The 18,788-nt window shown below is 49.3% G+C and carries 12 protein-coding genes, 2 tRNA genes and 3 rRNA genes; 1 reads left to right on the top strand and 16 read right to left on the bottom strand.

The features are described from left to right. Nucleotides 1-9 precede the first annotated feature (9 nt). From RRV97_RS10670 to RRV97_RS10620, 11 genes are all read right to left on the bottom strand, one after another. Nucleotides 10-1,158, bottom strand: a complete 1,149-nt coding sequence (locus RRV97_RS10670; protein WP_315611494.1) for a hypothetical protein — start codon at nucleotides 1,156-1,158, stop codon at nucleotides 10-12. A gap of 49 nt (nucleotides 1,159-1,207) precedes the next feature. Then, nucleotides 1,208-1,861 carry an IS1595 family transposase gene (locus tag RRV97_RS10665; RefSeq protein ID WP_315611493.1) on the bottom strand — a complete coding sequence of 218 codons (654 nt, stop codon included), beginning with the start codon at nucleotides 1,859-1,861 and terminating at the stop codon, nucleotides 1,208-1,210. Nucleotides 1,862-2,220: 359 nt separating this feature from the next. Further along, nucleotides 2,221-4,248 carry an excinuclease ABC subunit UvrB gene (gene uvrB / locus RRV97_RS10660; protein WP_315611492.1) on the bottom strand — a complete coding sequence of 676 codons (2,028 nt, stop codon included), beginning with the start codon at nucleotides 4,246-4,248 and terminating at the stop codon, nucleotides 2,221-2,223. Nucleotides 4,249-4,396: 148 nt separating this feature from the next. Then, nucleotides 4,397-4,891: a type IV pilin protein gene (locus tag RRV97_RS10655; protein WP_315611430.1), complete on the bottom strand. Its 495-nt coding sequence runs from the start codon at nucleotides 4,889-4,891 to the stop codon at nucleotides 4,397-4,399. 176 nt (nucleotides 4,892-5,067) lie between these two features. Further along, nucleotides 5,068-5,355 (bottom strand): ComEA family DNA-binding protein, encoded by a 288-nt coding sequence (locus tag RRV97_RS10650; protein WP_049323884.1) that lies wholly within the window; start codon nucleotides 5,353-5,355, stop codon nucleotides 5,068-5,070. A 380-nt stretch (nucleotides 5,356-5,735) separates the two neighbouring features. Next, a 5S ribosomal RNA gene (gene rrf, locus RRV97_RS10645) occupies nucleotides 5,736-5,849 on the bottom strand. Nucleotides 5,850-5,944: 95 nt separating this feature from the next. Continuing rightward, a 23S ribosomal RNA gene (locus RRV97_RS10640) occupies nucleotides 5,945-8,833 on the bottom strand. A 347-nt stretch (nucleotides 8,834-9,180) separates the two neighbouring features. Continuing rightward, nucleotides 9,181-9,256 (bottom strand) — tRNA-Ala (locus RRV97_RS10635). Between the two features lie 5 nt (nucleotides 9,257-9,261). Continuing rightward, nucleotides 9,262-9,338, bottom strand: a tRNA-Ile gene (locus RRV97_RS10630). Nucleotides 9,339-9,443: 105 nt separating this feature from the next. Beyond that, a 16S ribosomal RNA gene (locus RRV97_RS10625) occupies nucleotides 9,444-10,984 on the bottom strand. The 16S, 23S and 5S rRNA genes sit together here with 2 tRNA genes alongside, the layout of an rRNA operon. Before the next feature lie 449 nt (nucleotides 10,985-11,433). Further along, nucleotides 11,434-12,246: an inner membrane protein YpjD gene (locus RRV97_RS10620; RefSeq protein ID WP_315611491.1), complete on the bottom strand. Its 813-nt coding sequence runs from the start codon at nucleotides 12,244-12,246 to the stop codon at nucleotides 11,434-11,436. 183 nt (nucleotides 12,247-12,429) lie between these two features. On the opposite strand from RRV97_RS10620, the gene ffh reads away from it, so the two are divergent. Further along, complete coding sequence (ffh, locus tag RRV97_RS10615; RefSeq protein WP_315611490.1) at nucleotides 12,430-13,800, top strand: signal recognition particle protein; 1,371 nt, start codon at nucleotides 12,430-12,432, stop codon at nucleotides 13,798-13,800. Nucleotides 13,801-13,968: 168 nt separating this feature from the next. On the opposite strand, the gene RRV97_RS10610 is transcribed toward ffh, so the two are convergent. The 5 genes from RRV97_RS10610 to RRV97_RS10590 form a co-directional block, all read right to left on the bottom strand. Continuing rightward, a complete protein-coding gene (locus RRV97_RS10610) occupies nucleotides 13,969-14,664 on the bottom strand; it encodes a thiol:disulfide interchange protein DsbA/DsbL (protein WP_315611489.1) in 696 nt (231 codons plus the stop codon). A gap of 170 nt (nucleotides 14,665-14,834) precedes the next feature. Beyond that, nucleotides 14,835-16,946, bottom strand: coding sequence for a TonB-dependent receptor (locus RRV97_RS10605; protein ID WP_315611488.1), 2,112 nt, complete (start codon nucleotides 16,944-16,946; stop codon nucleotides 14,835-14,837). Between the two features lie 159 nt (nucleotides 16,947-17,105). Next, nucleotides 17,106-17,639, bottom strand: a complete 534-nt coding sequence (locus RRV97_RS10600; protein WP_315611487.1) for an alpha/beta hydrolase — start codon at nucleotides 17,637-17,639, stop codon at nucleotides 17,106-17,108. An 11-nt stretch (nucleotides 17,640-17,650) separates the two neighbouring features. Next, entirely contained in the window at nucleotides 17,651-17,995 is a 345-nt protein-coding gene (locus RRV97_RS10595) for a hypothetical protein (RefSeq protein ID WP_003749424.1), read from the bottom strand. Continuing rightward, the gene (locus RRV97_RS10590) at nucleotides 17,982-18,761 is read right to left on the bottom strand and encodes an exodeoxyribonuclease III (protein WP_003684015.1); all 780 of its coding nucleotides are present in this window, start codon (nucleotides 18,759-18,761) and stop codon (nucleotides 17,982-17,984) included. Before RRV97_RS10590 ends, RRV97_RS10595 begins: the two co-directional genes overlap by 14 nt. Nucleotides 18,762-18,788: the final 27 nt, after the last annotated feature.

Here is an 18,788-nt window from a genome sequence, read left to right as displayed (position 1 = left end):
GTTCTAGACTCAGACATTACTATAAGCCTGAATCAAACGCCCCATATAAAAACCCTTATCCGTATTCCAACCAAATAACTGATTTTTCTGCTCAGTATTCTCAACAGCCAAACCTAACATGAGCAATTGATTTTCCGAAGCAAGAGGTCCCATAAAAAGTCCAGGATTATGCCTTAAAATACTATTTCTGTCATAATGCCAGTCTCCTCCTGCTGCCTTAATACCATCCATATATTGCTGAATTTCCTCATAAGAGGAGGCAAACCATACCGCATCAACCGCTTCACCATGCAGTCCATAATCCACATATTTTTTCAACAACTGTGGCTGTTTTCCATCTTCCAACGTAATAGGTCGTTGTACCCATGCACGAATTGGTAGGTTATTCTGTTTAGCCAAATACAGAGAAGAAAAAACCATCCAAGTGACTGTCTCAGTAAATTCTAAATCGTCTATATCTGGATTTAACCAAGCAGACAAGACAGCATGGATACCTTCAGGTTCGGATTTCTCAAACCAATTATCGATAAATTCACTCATATCCTGCAGAGGCATTATGGCTAGATCCAAGTTTTCTATACCAATAGTTTCCGACATATTAATTAGCTTATTTTGCCAGGCTTCATAAATATCATTGTCAGGAGTATGGATATGCACAGTCAATTTTTTTGAAAACCCAGCCAAAGACTTAATTCTTTCTTCTAGTTGCCACACCGTTGTTTCATGACACAATGGTCGTTCAAAGCTATCTTCTTCATCATCAATAAAAGCAATGCAATCAAATCTCTCATTACCTTTAGTTTCAGCAATGACATCATTTAGTGCAATTTCAGACGGCAGAGCTACATAAGCGTCTATTACAGCAACCCTCTTACTAGCCCACTCTGTCCACTTCCTACGAATATTGTCTTTTTCTTTCTGCCATGCCTCCATAGCGGCATAACGATGGACTGAAGAAATATAGCGGTAAGAAAGTGCTGCAAACCATATAACAGGAAATACCAACGAATAAATTGCATACTTTTTCAGCAATAAAATCCATAGCAATGAACAGCAACATGCAAATGCCAAAGTAGCGGCCCACATCCATGGTTTTCCCCACTTATTTTTGACTTCTGGAACTAATGTTGCGGGAACTTCAGGAATATTCCATTGCATTTTAAATAGCCTTATACTCAAAAAATCAAGGGGCTGACGTAGATTAGCCCTAAATTCCACACCAATCCCGCAGAATTTTTAGTTGCCGGGACGGTGTGCCGAAGTTAAACCGAAATTCGCATTCTTTCAAGAACAGCGGGAAGGATTTGCGATCGATTCCGTTGTATTTGCGTAAGACGCGTTTTGCCTGATTCCAAAAATTCTCAATGCCGTTAATGTGGTTCTGACGGTCTGCAAATTCCTTGGAATGGTTGATGCGGTAATGAATAAAACCACTCACGTCCAACTTGTCGTAACTGCTCAGACTATCGGTATAAACAATACTGTCCGGCATAATTTCCTGTTTGATAACAGGCATCAAAGTATCGGACTTAGCATTATCTACGACAACGGTATAGACTCGTCCGTTGCGTTTCAGGATGCCAAAGACAACTACTTTTCCTGCTGCACCGCGACCACGTCTGCCTTTACGCCGTCCGCCGAAATAGCTTTCGTCCAGCTCAACAGAGCCCTCAAAAACCTCATCGGCAGCCAAGGCCAAATGATGGCTGATGACCATACGGATTTTACGGTAGAACAGGATGGCGGAGTTGGGCTGAATGCCCAAAATATCGGCAGCGGAACGAGCGGTAACTTGGAGTACAAAAAATTCAAGCAGTTTCTTTTGAAATCTCTTGCTTAATTTACAATTGGTTATCTGCATTTTCGTAGCCTAGCATAACTGCTAATCTACGTCAGCCCCAAAATCAATTATATATAAAAATAACCATATTGGTTAAACATTAGCACATAGATTCTTAATATTATCTATGTAACTATCTAGTCGTTTATTAACTAATTAAACGTTTAATATAGAACTATACAAGCTCTTCTAAAAAATTTTCACATCCTATATACAAGTTCATTTAACCATGGGCTTAACTATATGCAATATATCAAATTTATTCTAAGCTTCAAAAGACTTCCAAATAAAAGTCCAACCTGCTATAAAACAAAGCATTTTAAAATATTATCTTCAAACTAAAATACTTATGCGAAAAAACAGATAATTTCCCACTAAACTTATTCCGCTCCAAACAACAAATTCTCCTTGATCCCCCTAATCCTATCCCTTAACACCGCTGCTTCTTCAAACTGCAAATCCCTAGCCGCTTGCTGCATGGCTTTTTCCAGTTTGGCGATTTCTTTAATCGCGTCTTCTTCGTTGTGAATCTCGCCGACTTTAACCTTGTTTTTACCTTTCAGACGGCCTTTGCTGCTATCTTCTTCGTGGTACACACCGTCGATGATGTCTTTAATCTGTTTTTTAATCTGCTGTGGCACGATGCCGTGTTCTTCGTTGAATTTCATTTGTTTTTCGCGGCGACGTTCGGTTTCGTCGATGGCGGCTTTCATGGAATCGGTGATTTTGTCGGCGTACAGAATGGCGACGCCGTTTACATTGCGCGCGGCGCGACCTATAGTTTGAATCAGGCTGCGGTGGGAGCGCAGGAAGCCTTCTTTGTCGGCGTCTAGGATGGCAACGAGGGAGACTTCGGGGATGTCCAAGCCTTCGCGCAAGAGGTTGATGCCGACGAGTACGTCAAACAGGCCGAGACGCAAATCTCTAATAATTTCAACGCGCTCGACGGTGTCGATATCGCTGTGCAGGTAACGCACTTTGATACCGAGTTCGCTGTAATAGTCGGTGAGTTGCTCCGCCATGCGTTTGGTGAGGGTGGTAACGAGTACGCGTTCGCCTTTTTGGATGCGGTCGTTGATTTCGCTCATTAAATCATCGACTTGGGTGGCGACGGGGCGGATGATGATTTTGGGGTCGACCAGCCCTGTGGGGCGGACGACTTGTTCGACCACTTGTCCGGCGTGTTCTTCTTCGTATTTGGCGGGGGTGGCGGAAACGAAGATGGTTTGCGGCATGACTTTTTCAAATTCGTGGAATTTGAGCGGTCGGTTGTCGCGGGCGGAAGGCAGGCGGAAGCCGTAGTCTACGAGGTTTTGCTTGCGCGATGCGTCGCCTTTGTACATGCCGCCGATTTGGGTAACGGTAACGTGGCTTTCGTCGATGAACATGATGGCGTTGTCGGGCAGGTAGTCCATCAGTGTAGGCGGTGGTTCGCCTTCTTTTTTGCCGGAGAAGTGGCGGGAGTAGTTTTCGATGCCTTTACAGAAGCCCATTTCGTAGAGCATTTCGAGATCGAAGCGGGTGCGCTGTTCGATGCGTTGTTGTTCGACGGGGCGTTGTTCGCGGGCGAAAAATTCGATGCGTTCGCGCAGCTCTTCTTTGATGGACGCGCAGGCGCGCAATACGGTTTCGCGCGGAGTAACGTAGTGGCTGGACGGGAAGACGGTGTAGCGGCCGACGCGTTGGATAAGGCTGCCTGAAAGCGGGTCGAACATATCGAGGCGGTCGATTTCGTCGTCGAACAGGCTGATGCGCAAGGCGTTTTCGGAGCTTTCGGCGGGGTACACGTCAATCACGTCGCCGCGTACGCGGAAGCTGCCGCGTTTGAAGTCCAAATCGCCGCGTTCGTACTGCATAGAAACGAGCGTGGCGATGATGTCGCGCTGCTCGATGGTGTCGCCTTCTTTGACGGACAACACCATTTGTTGGTATTCGGTCGGGTCGCCGATACCGTAAATGGCGGACACGGTAGCGACGATAATCACGTCGTCGCGCGTCATCAGGTTTTTGGTGGCGGAAAGGCGCATTTGCTCGATGTGTTCGTTGATCGCGCTGTCTTTTTCGATGAACAAATCTCGGCTGGGCACATAGGCTTCGGGCTGATAATAGTCGTAGTAGGAGACGAAATATTCCACTGCGTTTTCAGGGAAAAACTCGCGCATTTCGGCGTAGAGCTGGGCGGCAAGGGTCTTGTTGTGCGCCATGATGATGGCGGAGCGGCCGCTTTGGGCGATGACATTTGCCATGGTGTAGGTTTTGCCCGAACCGGTTACGCCGAGCAGAGTTTGATAGGCCAGGCCGTCTGAAAGCCCTTCGAGCAGGCTGGCAATGGCGGTGGGCTGGTCACCGGCGGGCGGGAAGGGCTGGTGGAGTTTAAACGGAGAATTGGGATATTGGATGACTTCCATAAGACAGCCTGTTTTATATTCTGGGAAAGAGAAGATTATAACAAAGGGCCGTCTGAAAATTGATAGTAACCAATCTAACAAGACTAAATTTCATCTCCTCTCTTTGCTACTTGAGGCTTATTCTGTTGAATCTCTCCTCTTCATTCCCCTACCCCATAAAAGGCTTACACTCCGCATCATTACCCCTAAATATCTCCTCGCCGTCCGTACAACTGCCCTTCCCCTTCATCTTCCCGCACACCACCGCCGTCAACGACTCGTTCAAGCGCAGCACCCTCGGCTCCGCCTCCCTGTCCAGCGCCACCGCCTTCAAGGTAAACTTACCCTCCAGAATCCCCTTAGCCTGACCGCTCATCCTGATACAGAAACCGCCCGCCTCCTTCACCGGCAATTCCGGCCACTTCGTCGACGTCAGCTTAAAGCTGCCCTTTTTCGCGTAGAACTGCTCCATAAAGCGCGCATTTTCCAGCAGCGCGGCATGCGCCGCACGCAGGTTGGCCGAGCGGACCGATTCCCGATAGGCCGTAAAGGCCGTCATCGCCAAGATCGAAACCAGCAGCATCACCACCAACAGCTGTACCAAAGAATACCCCCTCTGCACAGTTGCTCCATTCCGTTTTCCGTCAAATGCTTTTAAGTACATATCTTTATTCCCTTTATCTTTTATATCCCCCATCCAACAAGAGGCTATCCGTTTGTCCCTTAACCCAATGTAAAGCCCCCACTGGTTCAAGCTTTATTCCCGCCCCAAACAAAGCCGCCCCGGGGCCCAACCGGCAAACGGTTCGGCCGCAGGGCGGCATACAGGCAGAGTCCGGCTTATTTTTTCACGGCAGGTTGGGCGGCCTTAGGCGCGGCAGAAGAAACCGTCGCCTCCGCCTTCAACTTGTTCAGCACCGCATCACCGATGCCCTTCACGTTTTTCAGCTCCTCCACCGATTTGAACGCACCGTTCTTCTGACGGTATTCCACAATCGCCTTCGCCTTAGCCGGGCCGATACCCGGCAATGCCTCCAGTTCCGCAGAAGAGGCCGTATTGACGTTCACGGCAGCCAAAGAGAACGCCGTACAAACGGCGGCAACTACACCAAATAAAAATTTCTTCATCAGGGTTTTCCTATAACGTGTCAGATTGAATCAACCGGGCCGTCTGCAGGACGGTTTTCCCCACCCCGCCGACACTGCCACACGACAGTAGAACACGGCCCCATTCCATATAAATGCATACGACATATTAACGCAAATACCGTTCGATTTCAAACATTCCAAACGGTTAACCGTAACTTTCGGTACTTTTGTGCAAGAATAACAACAGGATAAATATTTCTAATTCAAATGCCAAGATGCACGAATACTCCATAAACACCGGTACATCACTATCCCAATGTTTGACCCCAACACCTGTTATCCCAATTCTGCCGCCAAACCGATAGAAACGACAGGCATATAAAAAGCCCCCGACATCAGTCGGGGGCTTCGGAATGGGTGTTTGGCGGTGACCTACTTTCACATGGAAGAACCACACTATCATCGGCGCTGAGTCGTTTCACGGTCCTGTTCGGGATGGGAAGGCGTGGGACCAACTCGCTATGGCCGCCAAACTTAAACTGTTACAAATCGGTAAAGCCTTAATCAATTATTCGGTGATGACTGAATCAGTCAGTAAGCTTTTATTATTTGAAGTTCTTCAAATGATAGAGTCAAGCCTCACGAGCAATTAGTATGGGTTAGCTTCACGCGTTACCGCGCTTCCACACCCCACCTATCAACGTCCTGGTCTCGAACGACTCTTTAGTGTGGTTAAACCACAAGGGAAGTCTCATCTTCAGGCGAGTTTCGCGCTTAGATGCTTTCAGCGCTTATCTCTTCCGAACTTAGCTACCCGGCTATGCAACTGGCGTTACAACCGGTACACCAGAGGTTCGTCCACTCCGGTCCTCTCGTACTAGGAGCAGCCCCCGTCAAACTTCCAACGCCCACTGCAGATAGGGACCAAACTGTCTCACGACGTTTTAAACCCAGCTCACGTACCACTTTAAATGGCGAACAGCCATACCCTTGGGACCGACTACAGCCCCAGGATGTGATGAGCCGACATCGAGGTGCCAAACTCCGCCGTCGATATGAACTCTTGGGCGGAATCAGCCTGTTATCCCCGGAGTACCTTTTATCCGTTGAGCGATGGCCCTTCCATACAGAACCACCGGATCACTATGTCCTGCTTTCGCACCTGCTCGACTTGTCGGTCTCGCAGTTAAGCTACCTTTTGCCATTGCACTATCAGTCCGATTTCCGACCGGACCTAGGTAACCTTCGAACTCCTCCGTTACTCTTTGGGAGGAGACCGCCCCAGTCAAACTGCCTACCATGCACGGTCCCCGACCCGGATTACGGGTCTGGGTTAGAACCTCAAAGACACCAGGGTGGTATTTCAAGGACGGCTCCACAGAGACTGGCGTCTCTGCTTCAAAGCCTCCCACCTATCCTACACAAGTGACTTCAAAGTCCAATGCAAAGCTACAGTAAAGGTTCACGGGGTCTTTCCGTCTAGCAGCGGGTAGATTGCATCTTCACAACCACTTCAACTTCGCTGAGTCTCGGGAGGAGACAGTGTGGCCATCGTTACGCCATTCGTGCGGGTCGGAACTTACCCGACAAGGAATTTCGCTACCTTAGGACCGTTATAGTTACGGCCGCCGTTTACTGGGGCTTCGATCCGATGCTTGCACATCTTCAATTAACCTTCCAGCACCGGGCAGGCGTCACACCCTATACGTCCACTTTCGTGTTAGCAGAGTGCTGTGTTTTTAATAAACAGTCGCAGCCACCTATTCTCTGCGACCCTCCAGGGCTTACGGAGCAAGTCCTTAACCTTAGAGGGCATACCTTCTCCCGAAGTTACGGTATCAATTTGCCGAGTTCCTTCTCCCGAGTTCTCTCAAGCGCCTTAGAATTCTCATCCTGCCCACCTGTGTCGGTTTGCGGTACGGTTCGATTCAAACTGAAGCTTAGTGGCTTTTCCTGGAAGCGTGGTATCGGTTACTTCATGTCCGTAGACACTCGTCGTCACTTCTCGGTGTTAAGAAGACCCGGATTTGCCTAAGTCTTCCACCTACCGGCTTAAACAAGCTATTCCAACAGCTTGCTAACCTAACCTTCTCCGTCCCCACATCGCATTTGAATCAAGTACAGGAATATTAACCTGTTTCCCATCGACTACGCATTTCTGCCTCGCCTTAGGGGCCGACTCACCCTACGCCGATGAACGTTGCGTAGGAAACCTTGGGCTTTCGGCGAGCGGGCTTTTCACCCGCTTTATCGCTACTCATGTCAACATTCGCACTTCTGATACCTCCAGCACACTTTACAATGCACCTTCATCGGCCTACAGAACGCTCCCCTACCATGCCAGTAAACTGGCATCCGCAGCTTCGGTTATAGATTTGAGCCCCGTTACATCTTCCGCGCAGGACGACTCGACCAGTGAGCTATTACGCTTTCTTTAAATGATGGCTGCTTCTAAGCCAACATCCTGGCTGTCTGGGCCTTCCCACTTCGTTTACCACTTAATCTATCATTTGGGACCTTAGCTGGCGGTCTGGGTTGTTTCCCTCTTGACAACGGACGTTAGCACCCGCTGTCTGTCTCCCGAGGAACCACTTGATGGTATTCTTAGTTTGCCATGGGTTGGTAAGTTGCAATAACCCCCTAGCCATAACAGTGCTTTACCCCCATCAGTGTCTTGCTCGAGGCACTACCTAAATAGTTTTCGGGGAGAACCAGCTATCTCCGAGTTTGTTTAGCCTTTCACCCCTATCCACAGCTCATCCCCGCATTTTGCAACATGCGTGGGTTCGGTCCTCCAGTACCTGTTACGGCACCTTCAACCTGGCCATGGATAGATCACTCGGTTTCGGGTCTACACCCAGCAACTGTTCGCCCTATTAAGACTCGGTTTCCCTACGCCTCCCCTATTCGGTTAAGCTCGCTACTGAATGTAAGTCGTTGACCCATTATACAAAAGGTACGCAGTCACACCACAAGGGTGCTCCCACTGTTTGTATGCATCAGGTTTCAGGTTCTATTTCACTCCCCTCCCGGGGTTCTTTTCGCCTTTCCCTCACGGTACTGGTTCACTATCGGTCGATGATGAGTATTTAGCCTTGGAGGATGGTCCCCCCATATTCAGACAGGATTTCACGTGTCCCGCCCTACTTTTCGTACGCTTAGTACCACTGTTGAGATTTCGAATACGGGACTATCACCCACTATGGTCAAGCTTCCCAGCTTGTTCTTCTATCTCGACAGTTATCACGTACAGGCTCCTCCGCGTTCGCTCGCCACTACTTGCGGAATCTCGGTTGATTTCTTTTCCTCCGGGTACTTAGATGGTTCAGTTCTCCGGGTTCGCTTCGCTTATCCTATGTATTCAGATAAGGATACCTCCTAAGAGGTGGGTTTCCCCATTCGGACACCGCGGGATCATAGCTTTATTGCCAGCTCCCCCGCGCTTTTCGCAGGCTTACACGTCCTTCGTCGCCTATCATCGCCAAGGCATCCACCTGATGCACTTATTCACTTGACTCTATCATTTCAAGAACCTCTCTGACTTTGTTTACCTACCCGTTGACTAGGGAAGCAAACTTGAAATTCCTACTTTGATAAAGCTTACTGCTTGTTGTGTCTTAATCCTGCCTTTTGTGTTTCAGGATTAAGTCGATACAATCATCACCCAAATACTGTGTTTGTTTTCTTTTCTCTTGCGAGAGATTTTTTATCCTTTGCAAAGAATAAAAAATCAAAACAAACTCATTGTCTTTGTTTGTTGATTTCGGCTTTCCAATTTGTTAAAGATCGATGCGTCGATATTTCACTTCGCAAATCAAAATAAGCTGCTAAGTATAGCAGGCTTCCTTTGATTTGTAAAGTGCTTGGTGGAGGCAAACGGGATCGAACCGATGACCCCCTGCTTGCAAAGCAGGTGCTCTACCAACTGAGCTATGCCCCCGTTCTTGGTGGGTCTGGGAGGACTTGAACCTCCGACCCCACGCTTATCAAGCGTGTGCTCTAACCAGCTGAGCTACAAACCCGGATTCTCTTCTTAAGCGAATCTTGTCTTCACTCAAGCTTTTCTCTTCCGCATCTTTTACAGTTTACCGATAAGTGTGAATGCATCAGTCCTCTTCTTTCTCTAGAAAGGAGGTGATCCAGCCGCAGGTTCCCCTACGGCTACCTTGTTACGACTTCACCCCAGTCATGAAGCATACCGTGGTAAGCGGGCTCCTTGCGGTTACCCTACCTACTTCTGGTATCCCCCACTCCCATGGTGTGACGGGCGGTGTGTACAAGACCCGGGAACGTATTCACCGCAGTATGCTGACCTGCGATTACTAGCGATTCCGACTTCATGCACTCGAGTTGCAGAGTGCAATCCGGACTACGATCGGTTTTGTGAGATTGGCTCCGCCTCGCGGCTTGGCTACCCTCTGTACCGACCATTGTATGACGTGTGAAGCCCTGGTCATAAGGGCCATGAGGACTTGACGTCATCCCCACCTTCCTCCGGCTTGTCACCGGCAGTCTCATTAGAGTGCCCAACTTAATGATGGCAACTAATGACAAGGGTTGCGCTCGTTGCGGGACTTAACCCAACATCTCACGACACGAGCTGACGACAGCCATGCAGCACCTGTGTTACGGCTCCCGAAGGCACTCCTCCGTCTCTGGAGGATTCCGTACATGTCAAGACCAGGTAAGGTTCTTCGCGTTGCATCGAATTAATCCACATCATCCACCGCTTGTGCGGGTCCCCGTCAATTCCTTTGAGTTTTAATCTTGCGACCGTACTCCCCAGGCGGTCAATTTCACGCGTTAGCTACGCTACTAAGCAATCAAGTTGCCCAACAGCTAATTGACATCGTTTAGGGCGTGGACTACCAGGGTATCTAATCCTGTTTGCTACCCACGCTTTCGAGCATGAACGTCAGTGTTATCCCAGGAGGCTGCCTTCGCCATCGGTATTCCTCCACATCTCTACGCATTTCACTGCTACACGTGGAATTCTACCTCCCTCTGACACACTCTAGTCACCCAGTTCAGAACGCAGTTCCCAGGTTGAGCCCGGGGATTTCACATCCTGCTTAAGTAACCGTCTGCGCTCGCTTTACGCCCAGTAATTCCGATTAACGCTCGCACCCTACGTATTACCGCGGCTGCTGGCACGTAGTTAGCCGGTGCTTATTCTTCAGGTACCGTCATCAGCTGTCGGTATTAGCAACAGCCTTTTCTTCCCTGACAAAAGTCCTTTACAACCCGAAGGCCTTCTTCAGACACGCGGCATGGCTGGATCAGGCTTGCGCCCATTGTCCAAAATTCCCCACTGCTGCCTCCCGTAGGAGTCTGGGCCGTGTCTCAGTCCCAGTGTGGCGGATCATCCTCTCAGACCCGCTACTGATCGTCGCCTTGGTAGGCCTTTACCCCACCAACTAGCTAATCAGATATCGGCCGCTCGAATAACGCAAGGCCCGAAGGTCCCCTGCTTTCCTCCTCAGAGAATATGCGGTATTAGCTAATCTTTCGATTAGTTATCCCCCATTACTCGGTACGTTCCGATATGTTACTCACCCGTTCGCCACTCGCCACCCAAGAAGCAAGCTTCTCTGTGCTGCCGTCCGACTTGCATGTGTAAAGCATGCCGCCAGCGTTCAATCTGAGCCAGGATCAAACTCTTATGTTCAATCTCTAACTTATAACTTCTGGTCTGCTTCAAAGAAACCGACAGGACAATGTCTAAAACATCATCTTGTCTGTCTTTCAAACAGTGTGAGGCCTAATGCACTCACACTTATCGGTAATCTGTTTTTTAAAGAGCGAATCGAATTATACAGTACAATTTTCAAAAGTCAACTAAAATTATCGAAAATTTCAACCAACTGTGTTATACTGTCTGCTTCGTTTTCTTCACCGCGTCAGCAGCGAAGAACCGAACTATACGCCTCCCAACAAAACCAGTCAACACCTTTCTCGAAATTATTTTCGAAAATTTAATCACTCCCCTGTTTTAACAGGTTTTTTATTTTTCTAAAAACATTCAAATCTTCCCTATTCGCTTCCAAAATCCAACCCGATTCAATACTAAGGCCGTCTGAAAGAGTATTTCAGACGGCCTTTTTGTATGGTTTCTATTTATCCAATACGATGCAGGATAATTTCTAAGACAAATTTACTGCCTATATAGGCAAAAATCAGACTGACAAATCCGACAATGGTCCAAACGGCGGCTTTTTTACCCCGCCATGCGGTCATGCTGTGTTTCAACAATAATGCGCCATAAATCAGCCACGACATAATACTGAAGATGGTTTTATGCGTGAAGGTCATGGGTTTGCCGAAAACGGCTTCTGCAAAAAACGTACCGCTGATAACGGAATAGGTCAATAAAATGAAACCTGCCCAAATACCTTGGAACATGAGTTTTTCCAAACTCAATAATGGCGGCAAGAAGCTGACCAATGCGGAAAAACGGCGTTTGTGCAGATTGCGGTCGAGCAAAAGGATTAGGATGGCAAATAAGGTAACGATGCCAAATAGTCCGTATGCAAGCAATGATGATGCGATGTGCGACAGCGGCAATAAGTCTACGATTTGACGGCCTGTGAAATCTCCCGGGAAAAGGAAACCCAGCAATAAGGTCAATGTGGCACAGGGATACAATAAGAGTTGCACTCCGCGCAGACAATAAAAGAAGCTGCCCAAGCAGTACATCATCAGCATCAGCCAGACTATCAGACTGAGTGAATAACCAAAACCGGTAATCAATACCCTATCCTGCAATACCGGGAACATCAATGCTGCGCCATGTACCAATAATGCGCCACTCAAAATCAGCAGCTCGGTTTTCAGCGGGTAAGATTTATTATTGTGCTTTTTATGTTGCAACCAGGAAAATGCGCCCAATCCGGCATACACCAGCATCAGGCAGATTAAGACAATCGGCATAAATATCTTTCTCAATAGATACTATGAACACTTGACGTACGGCCGGCAGGGTTTCAGACGGCCTTGGTGTACGTGTTTGTGTTCTTGAAGCATAACTTCGGACTATCGTGTAAAATAATCCCAATTTTATTTTAACAAAGAATGCCCTGTATTGGGCAGCTATTCTCATTATCAAGGATAAGTATGTTAGACAACCTGACCAACCGCTTCAGCAAGGTACTTAAAAATATTCGCGGCCAATCAACGCTGACCGAAGACAATATTAAAGAAGCCTTGCGCGAGGTTCGTCTTGCCCTGCTGGAAGCCGACGTTGCATTGCCCGTCGTTAAAGAATTCGTCAACACAGTCAAAGAACAGGCTCTCGGTCAAGAAGTCGTCGGCAGTCTGACGCCTGACCAAGCCTTTATCGGCGTGGTCAACCAAGCCTTGATCGAATTGATGGGCAAGGAAAACAAAACGCTGGATTTGTCGGTTTCACCGCCTGCCATCGTTTTGATGGCCGGTTTGCAGGGTGCCGGTAAGACAACAACCGTCGGCAAACTCGCCCGCCTGCTGAAAAACGATCAGAAGAAAAAAGTTTTGGTGGTATCTGCCGACGTTTACCGCCCGGCCGCGATTGAACAGCTGCGCCTGTTGGCCGAACAGGTCGGCGTGGACTTTTTCCCGTCCGATACCAACCAAAAACCGGTTGAGATTGCAACTGCCGCTGTTGATTACGCCAAAAAACATTTTTACGATGTCTTGATGGTCGATACCGCCGGCCGCCTGGCAATCGATGAAGAGATGATGAACGAAATCAAAGCGCTTCATGCGGCGGTCAACCCGGTTGAAACTTTGTTCGTCATCGATGCCATGCTGGGTCAGGATGCGGTAAACACTGCTCAGGCATTTAATGAAGCCCTGCCGCTGACCGGTGTTGTATTGACCAAGATGGACGGCGACTCGCGCGGCGGTGCGGCATTGTCCGTACGCCATGTAACCGGCAAACCGATTAAATTTATCGGTGTCGGCGAGAAAATCAACGGCCTCGAACCTTTCCACCCCGACCGTCTTGCCAGCCGTATCCTCGGCATGGGCGACGTATTGACCCTGATTGAAGACGTTCAAAAAGGTATTGATGAAGAAGCCGCCGCCAAAATGGCGAAAAAGCTGCAAAAAGGCAAAGGCTTCGACCTCAACGACTTTAAAGAACAAATTCAGCAAATGCGCAATATGGGCGGCTTGGAAAACCTGATGTCGAAAATGCCGGGCGAACTGGGTCAAATCTCGAAACAAATCCCCGAAGGAACGGCTGAAAAAGCGATGGGCAAAGTAGAAGCCATCATCAACTCGATGACCCCTAAAGAACGCGCCAACCCTGCCCTGCTCAAAGCCAGCCGCAAACGCCGTATTGCGGTGGGTGCGGGCACGACCGTGCAGGAAGTGAACAAATTACTCAAACAGTTTGAACAAATGCAACAAATGATGAAGATGTTCAGCGGCAACGGTTTGGGCAAACTGATGCGTTTGGCCAAAGGCATGAAGGGAATGAAAGGCATGTTCCCGGGTTTGTAAGCTAATTTGACAGAAAACGCCGTCTGAAAAGTTTCAGACGGCGTTTTGGTTTTGTATTCAGATTTAAAACCAGAAGGCTTTAAGCAACCATCTATTCTATAAATCCTAAATATAAAAGGCCGTCTGAAATCCTATTTTCAGACGGCCTTTACTTATTCAGCCTTCAACTTATTGCGGTTTTTTCTGCTCTTCGCGTACTTTGTCCACCAGTTGGTCAATCGTGGTCATGCCGGACTGCCAGTCTTTAAATTCGACTTGGTATTTGCCGCCGACGATCACGGTCGGTGTGCCGCTGATTTGGAATTTATTGGTCAATTCTTCCATTTGAGCCGCACGTGCTTGGCTTTCGGGCGCTTCAAATGCAGCCAATACTTTTTTGCCGTCAAACGCTGTTTGCTCGGACAACCATTTTTTCAGGGTATCGGTATCGGCCAGATTGATTTTTTGGTTAACCATCGCATCGAAAATATGGCTGTTGGCTTTATCTGATTCACCGGCTATTTCCACTGCGGCCGCCAAACGTGCCAGAGGTTTCATTTCATCACCCCAAACGACATGCTCCCGGCGCATATAGGTATCGTCTTTAAACGTTTTGATGTGTTCACTCAAGACCGGCTCCAAATGGGCGCAATGCGGGCAGAAGTAGCCGAAGAATTCCAATACTTCGATTTTGCCGGCCTGCTGTTGCGGAATCGGGTTGGACAAGACGGTGTAATTGACACCTTCTGTCAATGCGGCAGGGGTTGCCGGGGCGGATGTGCTGCTTTGGGCGCTGTCTGCCGGAACGCTGGTTTCCGCCTGTTTGCCGCAAGCGGCCAATACCAACAGGGTTAATGAAGTCAAGGCTAAGGTTTTCAGTTTCATAGGTATCTCTTTACATTCAAATCAATGGGCGGATTTTATGGCATTTTGTTGGAGGTGTGTTCGATTTGAGTGAAAAAATGTGTTTAGTTTTATTTCGACCTTTATAAAAGGCCGTCTGAAATATGGCTTAGATCATAGCCTTATTTTCAGACGGCCTTTGCCTGATTTCATCAGAAACGGTAATTTACCCGGGCAGTATAGCCGTGCGGATTACCCGGCATGGCGTCCGAACGCCAATATTTTTGATTGAGCAGATTGGCTGCGGCAAAGGTAACGTTGACGTTTTTATGGTTCCAGCCGAGCATGGCATCAACTCGGGCAAAGCCGGGAAGCGTAGTCACTTCTTTGTTTCTTGAGTCGTAGCCGTAGCGTTTGCCCGTACCGGTTACGCCGATTTCGCCGTAGAGGTTTTCGGTCGGCGTGTAACGGAAGAACAGGTTGCCGGTAACGTTGCTGGTGTTGTCCAAATGAATGCCCACTCGGTCGGGATTTTCTTTGTCTTCAACGACTTTTGCCTGCATCACGCCCAACGATCCGCGCAGATAAAGTTTTTTGGGGATGATTTGTCCGATGGCGGACAATTCCACGCCACGCGAACGGTGTTTGCCGCCGACTGCCCAAGTGTAGGGATCATTTTGCGCGTCGGGACGGTAGCGGATATTAAAGCGTTCGATTTGGTAGGCGGACAATGTGGTGCTGAGGCGGTCGTCCAGCCAACTGCTTTTCACGCCGGTTTCGTATTGGCGGGTGTACTCGGGGTCGGCGTTGAACACGGCGGCAGACGACGTGTCGATACTCAAATAGCCGCCGCGTCCGCCATAAGGCGCGAAGCCTTTGTTATACGAGGCGTAAAGCGTGTGGGCGGGTGTTACGTTCCACACTGCGCCGATATTGGGGCTGAACGAATGGCCGCTGTATTGGCGGCTGCTGCCGGTGAGTTTATTTTCGGAATTAAAGGTGTACTTATCGTAACGGCCGCCGAGGACGAATTTCAAATCGGGCGTGGCAGAGAAGATGTTTTGCACAAAGATGCCGTAGGAGTCGGCTTTGTGGCGATTTTGGGTCAGGATAGGCTGCAATCTACCCGAAGCCGGCCAGCTTGCGCGGTCGTAGGGGTCGATGGAAGCGGAAAAGGCGCGGCTGTAACCCAATGTCGGGTTGCGGTGTTCGCGACTGTAGTCCATGCCTACGGTCAGGTGGTTTTCAAAACGCCCGATGTTGTAGTCGCCGTTGAGTGTGAAGTTGGACGACAGGGTTTTGTTGTCGGTCTGCTGCCAGGCGTAGTTACGCTTGATTAGGCTGCCGTTTTCGCTGCCTGCATAGAAATGGTCGAAATCCTGCGCCGCCGTGCGGTGGGCGAGCTGCCATTGGGCGCGCCATTTGTCGTTGAAGGCGTATTCGAGGTCGGAACGCCAAACTTGCAGCTTGTCTTTGACAAAATCGTTCGGGTGGGCGAAACCCATGCGGTAAGGCAGTCCGAAGCGGTCGTACACAGACTTGGTCGGACTGCGGTCAGGCGTGCGCTCCACATTGTCGTAGGTGTATTGCCCCGTCCACTTCAAGCCGTTGTCGAGTTTGACGGTAATACTGGGCGAAACCATGACGTTTTTGCTGTCTATGCCGCTGCGGAACGAATTGGCGCGCCCGACTTCGCCGGTGAGGCGGATGGCGACGTTTTTGTTCAGCACTTCGTTAATGTCCATATTCAGGCTGCGGTTTGCCCACGAGCCGTAAACTGCACCGATGTTGCGGCTTTGTTTGAAGTTGGCGTATTTGCTGACCATATTGATGACGCCGCCGCCGTTGGTACGGCCGTAAAGGACGGAAGACGGGCCTTTCAGGATTTCCACGCGCTCGATGTTGGCGGTACTGCGGCGGACCTGTCCGCTTTCGCGCACGCCGTCGCGGTAAATATCGGATGCGTCGGCTTGAAAACCGCGCAGGAAAATGCTTTCGCCGCGCATATCGTAGGCAGCGTCAATGCCGGCGTTGCCTTCGAGGATGGAACTCAAATCGTTCGCGCCGTAGTTTTTGTTTTTCTGGATGTTAAGCGTATCGACGGTTTGCGGCGTTTCTTTGATGAGCTGGCCGTTGCGGGTAACGGCGGCTTCGTCGTAGTTGATGTAGCCTTTGAGTACGCTGGTGTCGGACTGCCCAACCACGGAAACGGTGGGCAGCGTGGCGGTGTAATGTTCGCCATTATCCTGCGTATCGGCGGCAGCAACAGGGAAGGAAGCGATAATCAACGTGGGTAATAAAGCCAAATGAGATGGTATTTGCATTTTTATACTCAATTTAACGAAACAACCGAATTATATTGCTTCTAAAAAGAAATGAGAATAGTTTCTTTTAATTATATTTAACATGATATTTGCAAACAAAGGCCGTCTGAAACACATATCGGTTTCAGACGGCCTCTCTTCTTGATAGACACTTCTAAACTACTTACTCAACAGCATTTCCTGCATCAGCTTCATGCCCCATTGCCAGCCGCCGAGCGCGCCGTTTAACCGGCCGGAATGCGGCGATTGAAGCAGGCGCGCCTGCCAGCGGTCGGCCTGTTCTTGCGCCCAATCGCGTGGCGTGCCGTTTGTTTCAGCGATGACCAACGCCGTACGGCAAGGACAGCGGACGCGTTGGAACGTATGGATTTCGTCTTCGGGAAAAGCTTCGGGACGCGGCGAGACCAAAATAATATTTGTCAGGCGTTTTTGCGTCAGGATGTCGGTTTGATACAGCCATGCCAAAAATGCAGACACACCGACACCATGAGCCACGACGGCAATATTTCTGCTGACGATATGCTCAAAGGCCGTCCGAATGGCGTGTTGCCATTCGGAAACGGTTTGCCGACCATCGGCTTCGGCGGTTTGAACAATCGGATAGCTGACCGCCCAGCGGTCTATCCACATTTCCGCTTCATCCGCATCGCGTATCAGAAACAGTGCCATTTCTTCGAGTTCGAAGCTCTGCATTTTCAGACGGCCTATTTGAGCAAGTCGTTGAGTGTAAATGCGATCAACAAGGCGGCAGGCACGCTGAGAATGGCACAAGTCGCCAGACACAGTACGATGTTGGCAATCAGCCGCCAGCCCTTCCAAGCAAAGCATTTGGCCGCAATCAGCAGGCAAGGCAATGAAAACAGCAGCCACACCAACGCCCAAGTCGGATTGGCCTTGGTCGGCGCAACCCAGCCGGACATCCGCGCCAGCATAAATATTGCCCACACCAGCATAGGCAGCACAAATGCCGCCACAACCCAAACCGCACCTACGCCGGTTTTACTGTTTATATTCCAGTCGTACTTACCAAAAAACTTATTCGGCAACATAGTCATACTCCACAACTAAAGGGGCGTGATCCGAGAATTTTTCATCTTTATAAACATGTGCGGAAACGGCTTTGGCGGCCAGCTCCGGCGTAACCATCTGATAATCGATACGCCACCCGACATCTTTCGCATACGCTTGTCCGCGGTTGCTCCACCATGTATAGCCCGGCACATCGGGATAAAGTGTGCGCCACATATCCGTCCAACCGAGCTTGTGGATGACTTTGCCTATCCATTCGCGCTCTTCAGGCAAAAAGCCCGAATTTTTCTGATTGCCCTTCCAGTTTTTCAAGTCGATGTTTTGGTGGGCAATATTCCAGTCGCCGCAGACGACGATGTCGCGTCCTTCGTTCTTCATGGCTTCGAGCATGGGATAGAACGCGTCTAAAAAGCGGTATTTCACTTGTTGGCGCTCTTCTGCGCTGCTGCCGCTGGGCAGATACAGCGAAATTACCGACAACTTGCCGAAATCGCAACGGACAAAACGGCCTTCCCTGTCAAATTCTTCAATGCCCATGCCGATTTGCACATTGTCGGGTTTGCGTTTGCTGTACACCGCCACGCCGCTGTAACCGCGCTTTTCGGCGCAATGCCAGTAGCCGTGCATACCGTGCGGATTTTTCATATCGTCTGACAGGTCGGCTTCTTGAGCTTTCAGTTCCTGCACGCAGACAATGTCCGCGCCCGATGCGGCGATGTATTCGTAAAAACCTTTTTTATAGGCGGAGCGGATGCCGTTGACGTTGGCAGAGATGATTTTCAACATAAGATTTGAGTGATGTTTAAAAATAGA

The sequence above is a fragment of the Neisseria sp. DTU_2021_1001991_1_SI_NGA_ILE_055 genome (genome assembly GCF_032342915.1).
In the GTDB taxonomy this organism is placed as follows: Bacteria; Pseudomonadota; Gammaproteobacteria; order Burkholderiales; family Neisseriaceae; genus Neisseria.
Note: the sequence above shows the minus strand (reverse complement) of the source record. Positions and strands in the feature narration are given on the sequence as shown.

Bases quoted from the DNA above. Each gene is read 5' to 3' on its own strand.
- RRV97_RS10600 (WP_315611487.1), bottom strand. From the start codon at position 17,639: ATGCAGAGCTTCGAACTCGAAGAAATGGCACTGTTTCTGATACGCGAT.
- RRV97_RS10590 (WP_003684015.1), bottom strand. From the start codon at position 18,761: ATGTTGAAAATCATCTCTGCCAACGTCAACGGCATCCGCTCCGCCTAT.
- RRV97_RS10670 (WP_315611494.1), bottom strand. From the start codon at position 1,158: ATGCAATGGAATATTCCTGAAGTTCCCGCAACATTAGTTCCAGAAGTC.
- RRV97_RS10655 (WP_315611430.1), bottom strand. From the start codon at position 4,891: ATGTACTTAAAAGCATTTGACGGAAAACGGAATGGAGCAACTGTGCAG.
- ffh (WP_315611490.1), top strand. From the start codon at position 12,430: ATGTTAGACAACCTGACCAACCGCTTCAGCAAGGTACTTAAAAATATT.
- RRV97_RS10620 (WP_315611491.1), bottom strand. From the start codon at position 12,246: ATGCCGATTGTCTTAATCTGCCTGATGCTGGTGTATGCCGGATTGGGC.
- RRV97_RS10595 (WP_003749424.1), bottom strand. From the start codon at position 17,995: ATGTTGCCGAATAAGTTTTTTGGTAAGTACGACTGGAATATAAACAGT.
- RRV97_RS10605 (WP_315611488.1), bottom strand. From the start codon at position 16,946: ATGCAAATACCATCTCATTTGGCTTTATTACCCACGTTGATTATCGCT.
- RRV97_RS10665 (WP_315611493.1), bottom strand. From the start codon at position 1,861: ATGCAGATAACCAATTGTAAATTAAGCAAGAGATTTCAAAAGAAACTG.
- RRV97_RS10650 (WP_049323884.1), bottom strand. From the start codon at position 5,355: ATGAAGAAATTTTTATTTGGTGTAGTTGCCGCCGTTTGTACGGCGTTC.
- RRV97_RS10610 (WP_315611489.1), bottom strand. From the start codon at position 14,664: ATGAAACTGAAAACCTTAGCCTTGACTTCATTAACCCTGTTGGTATTG.
- uvrB (WP_315611492.1), bottom strand. From the start codon at position 4,248: ATGGAAGTCATCCAATATCCCAATTCTCCGTTTAAACTCCACCAGCCC.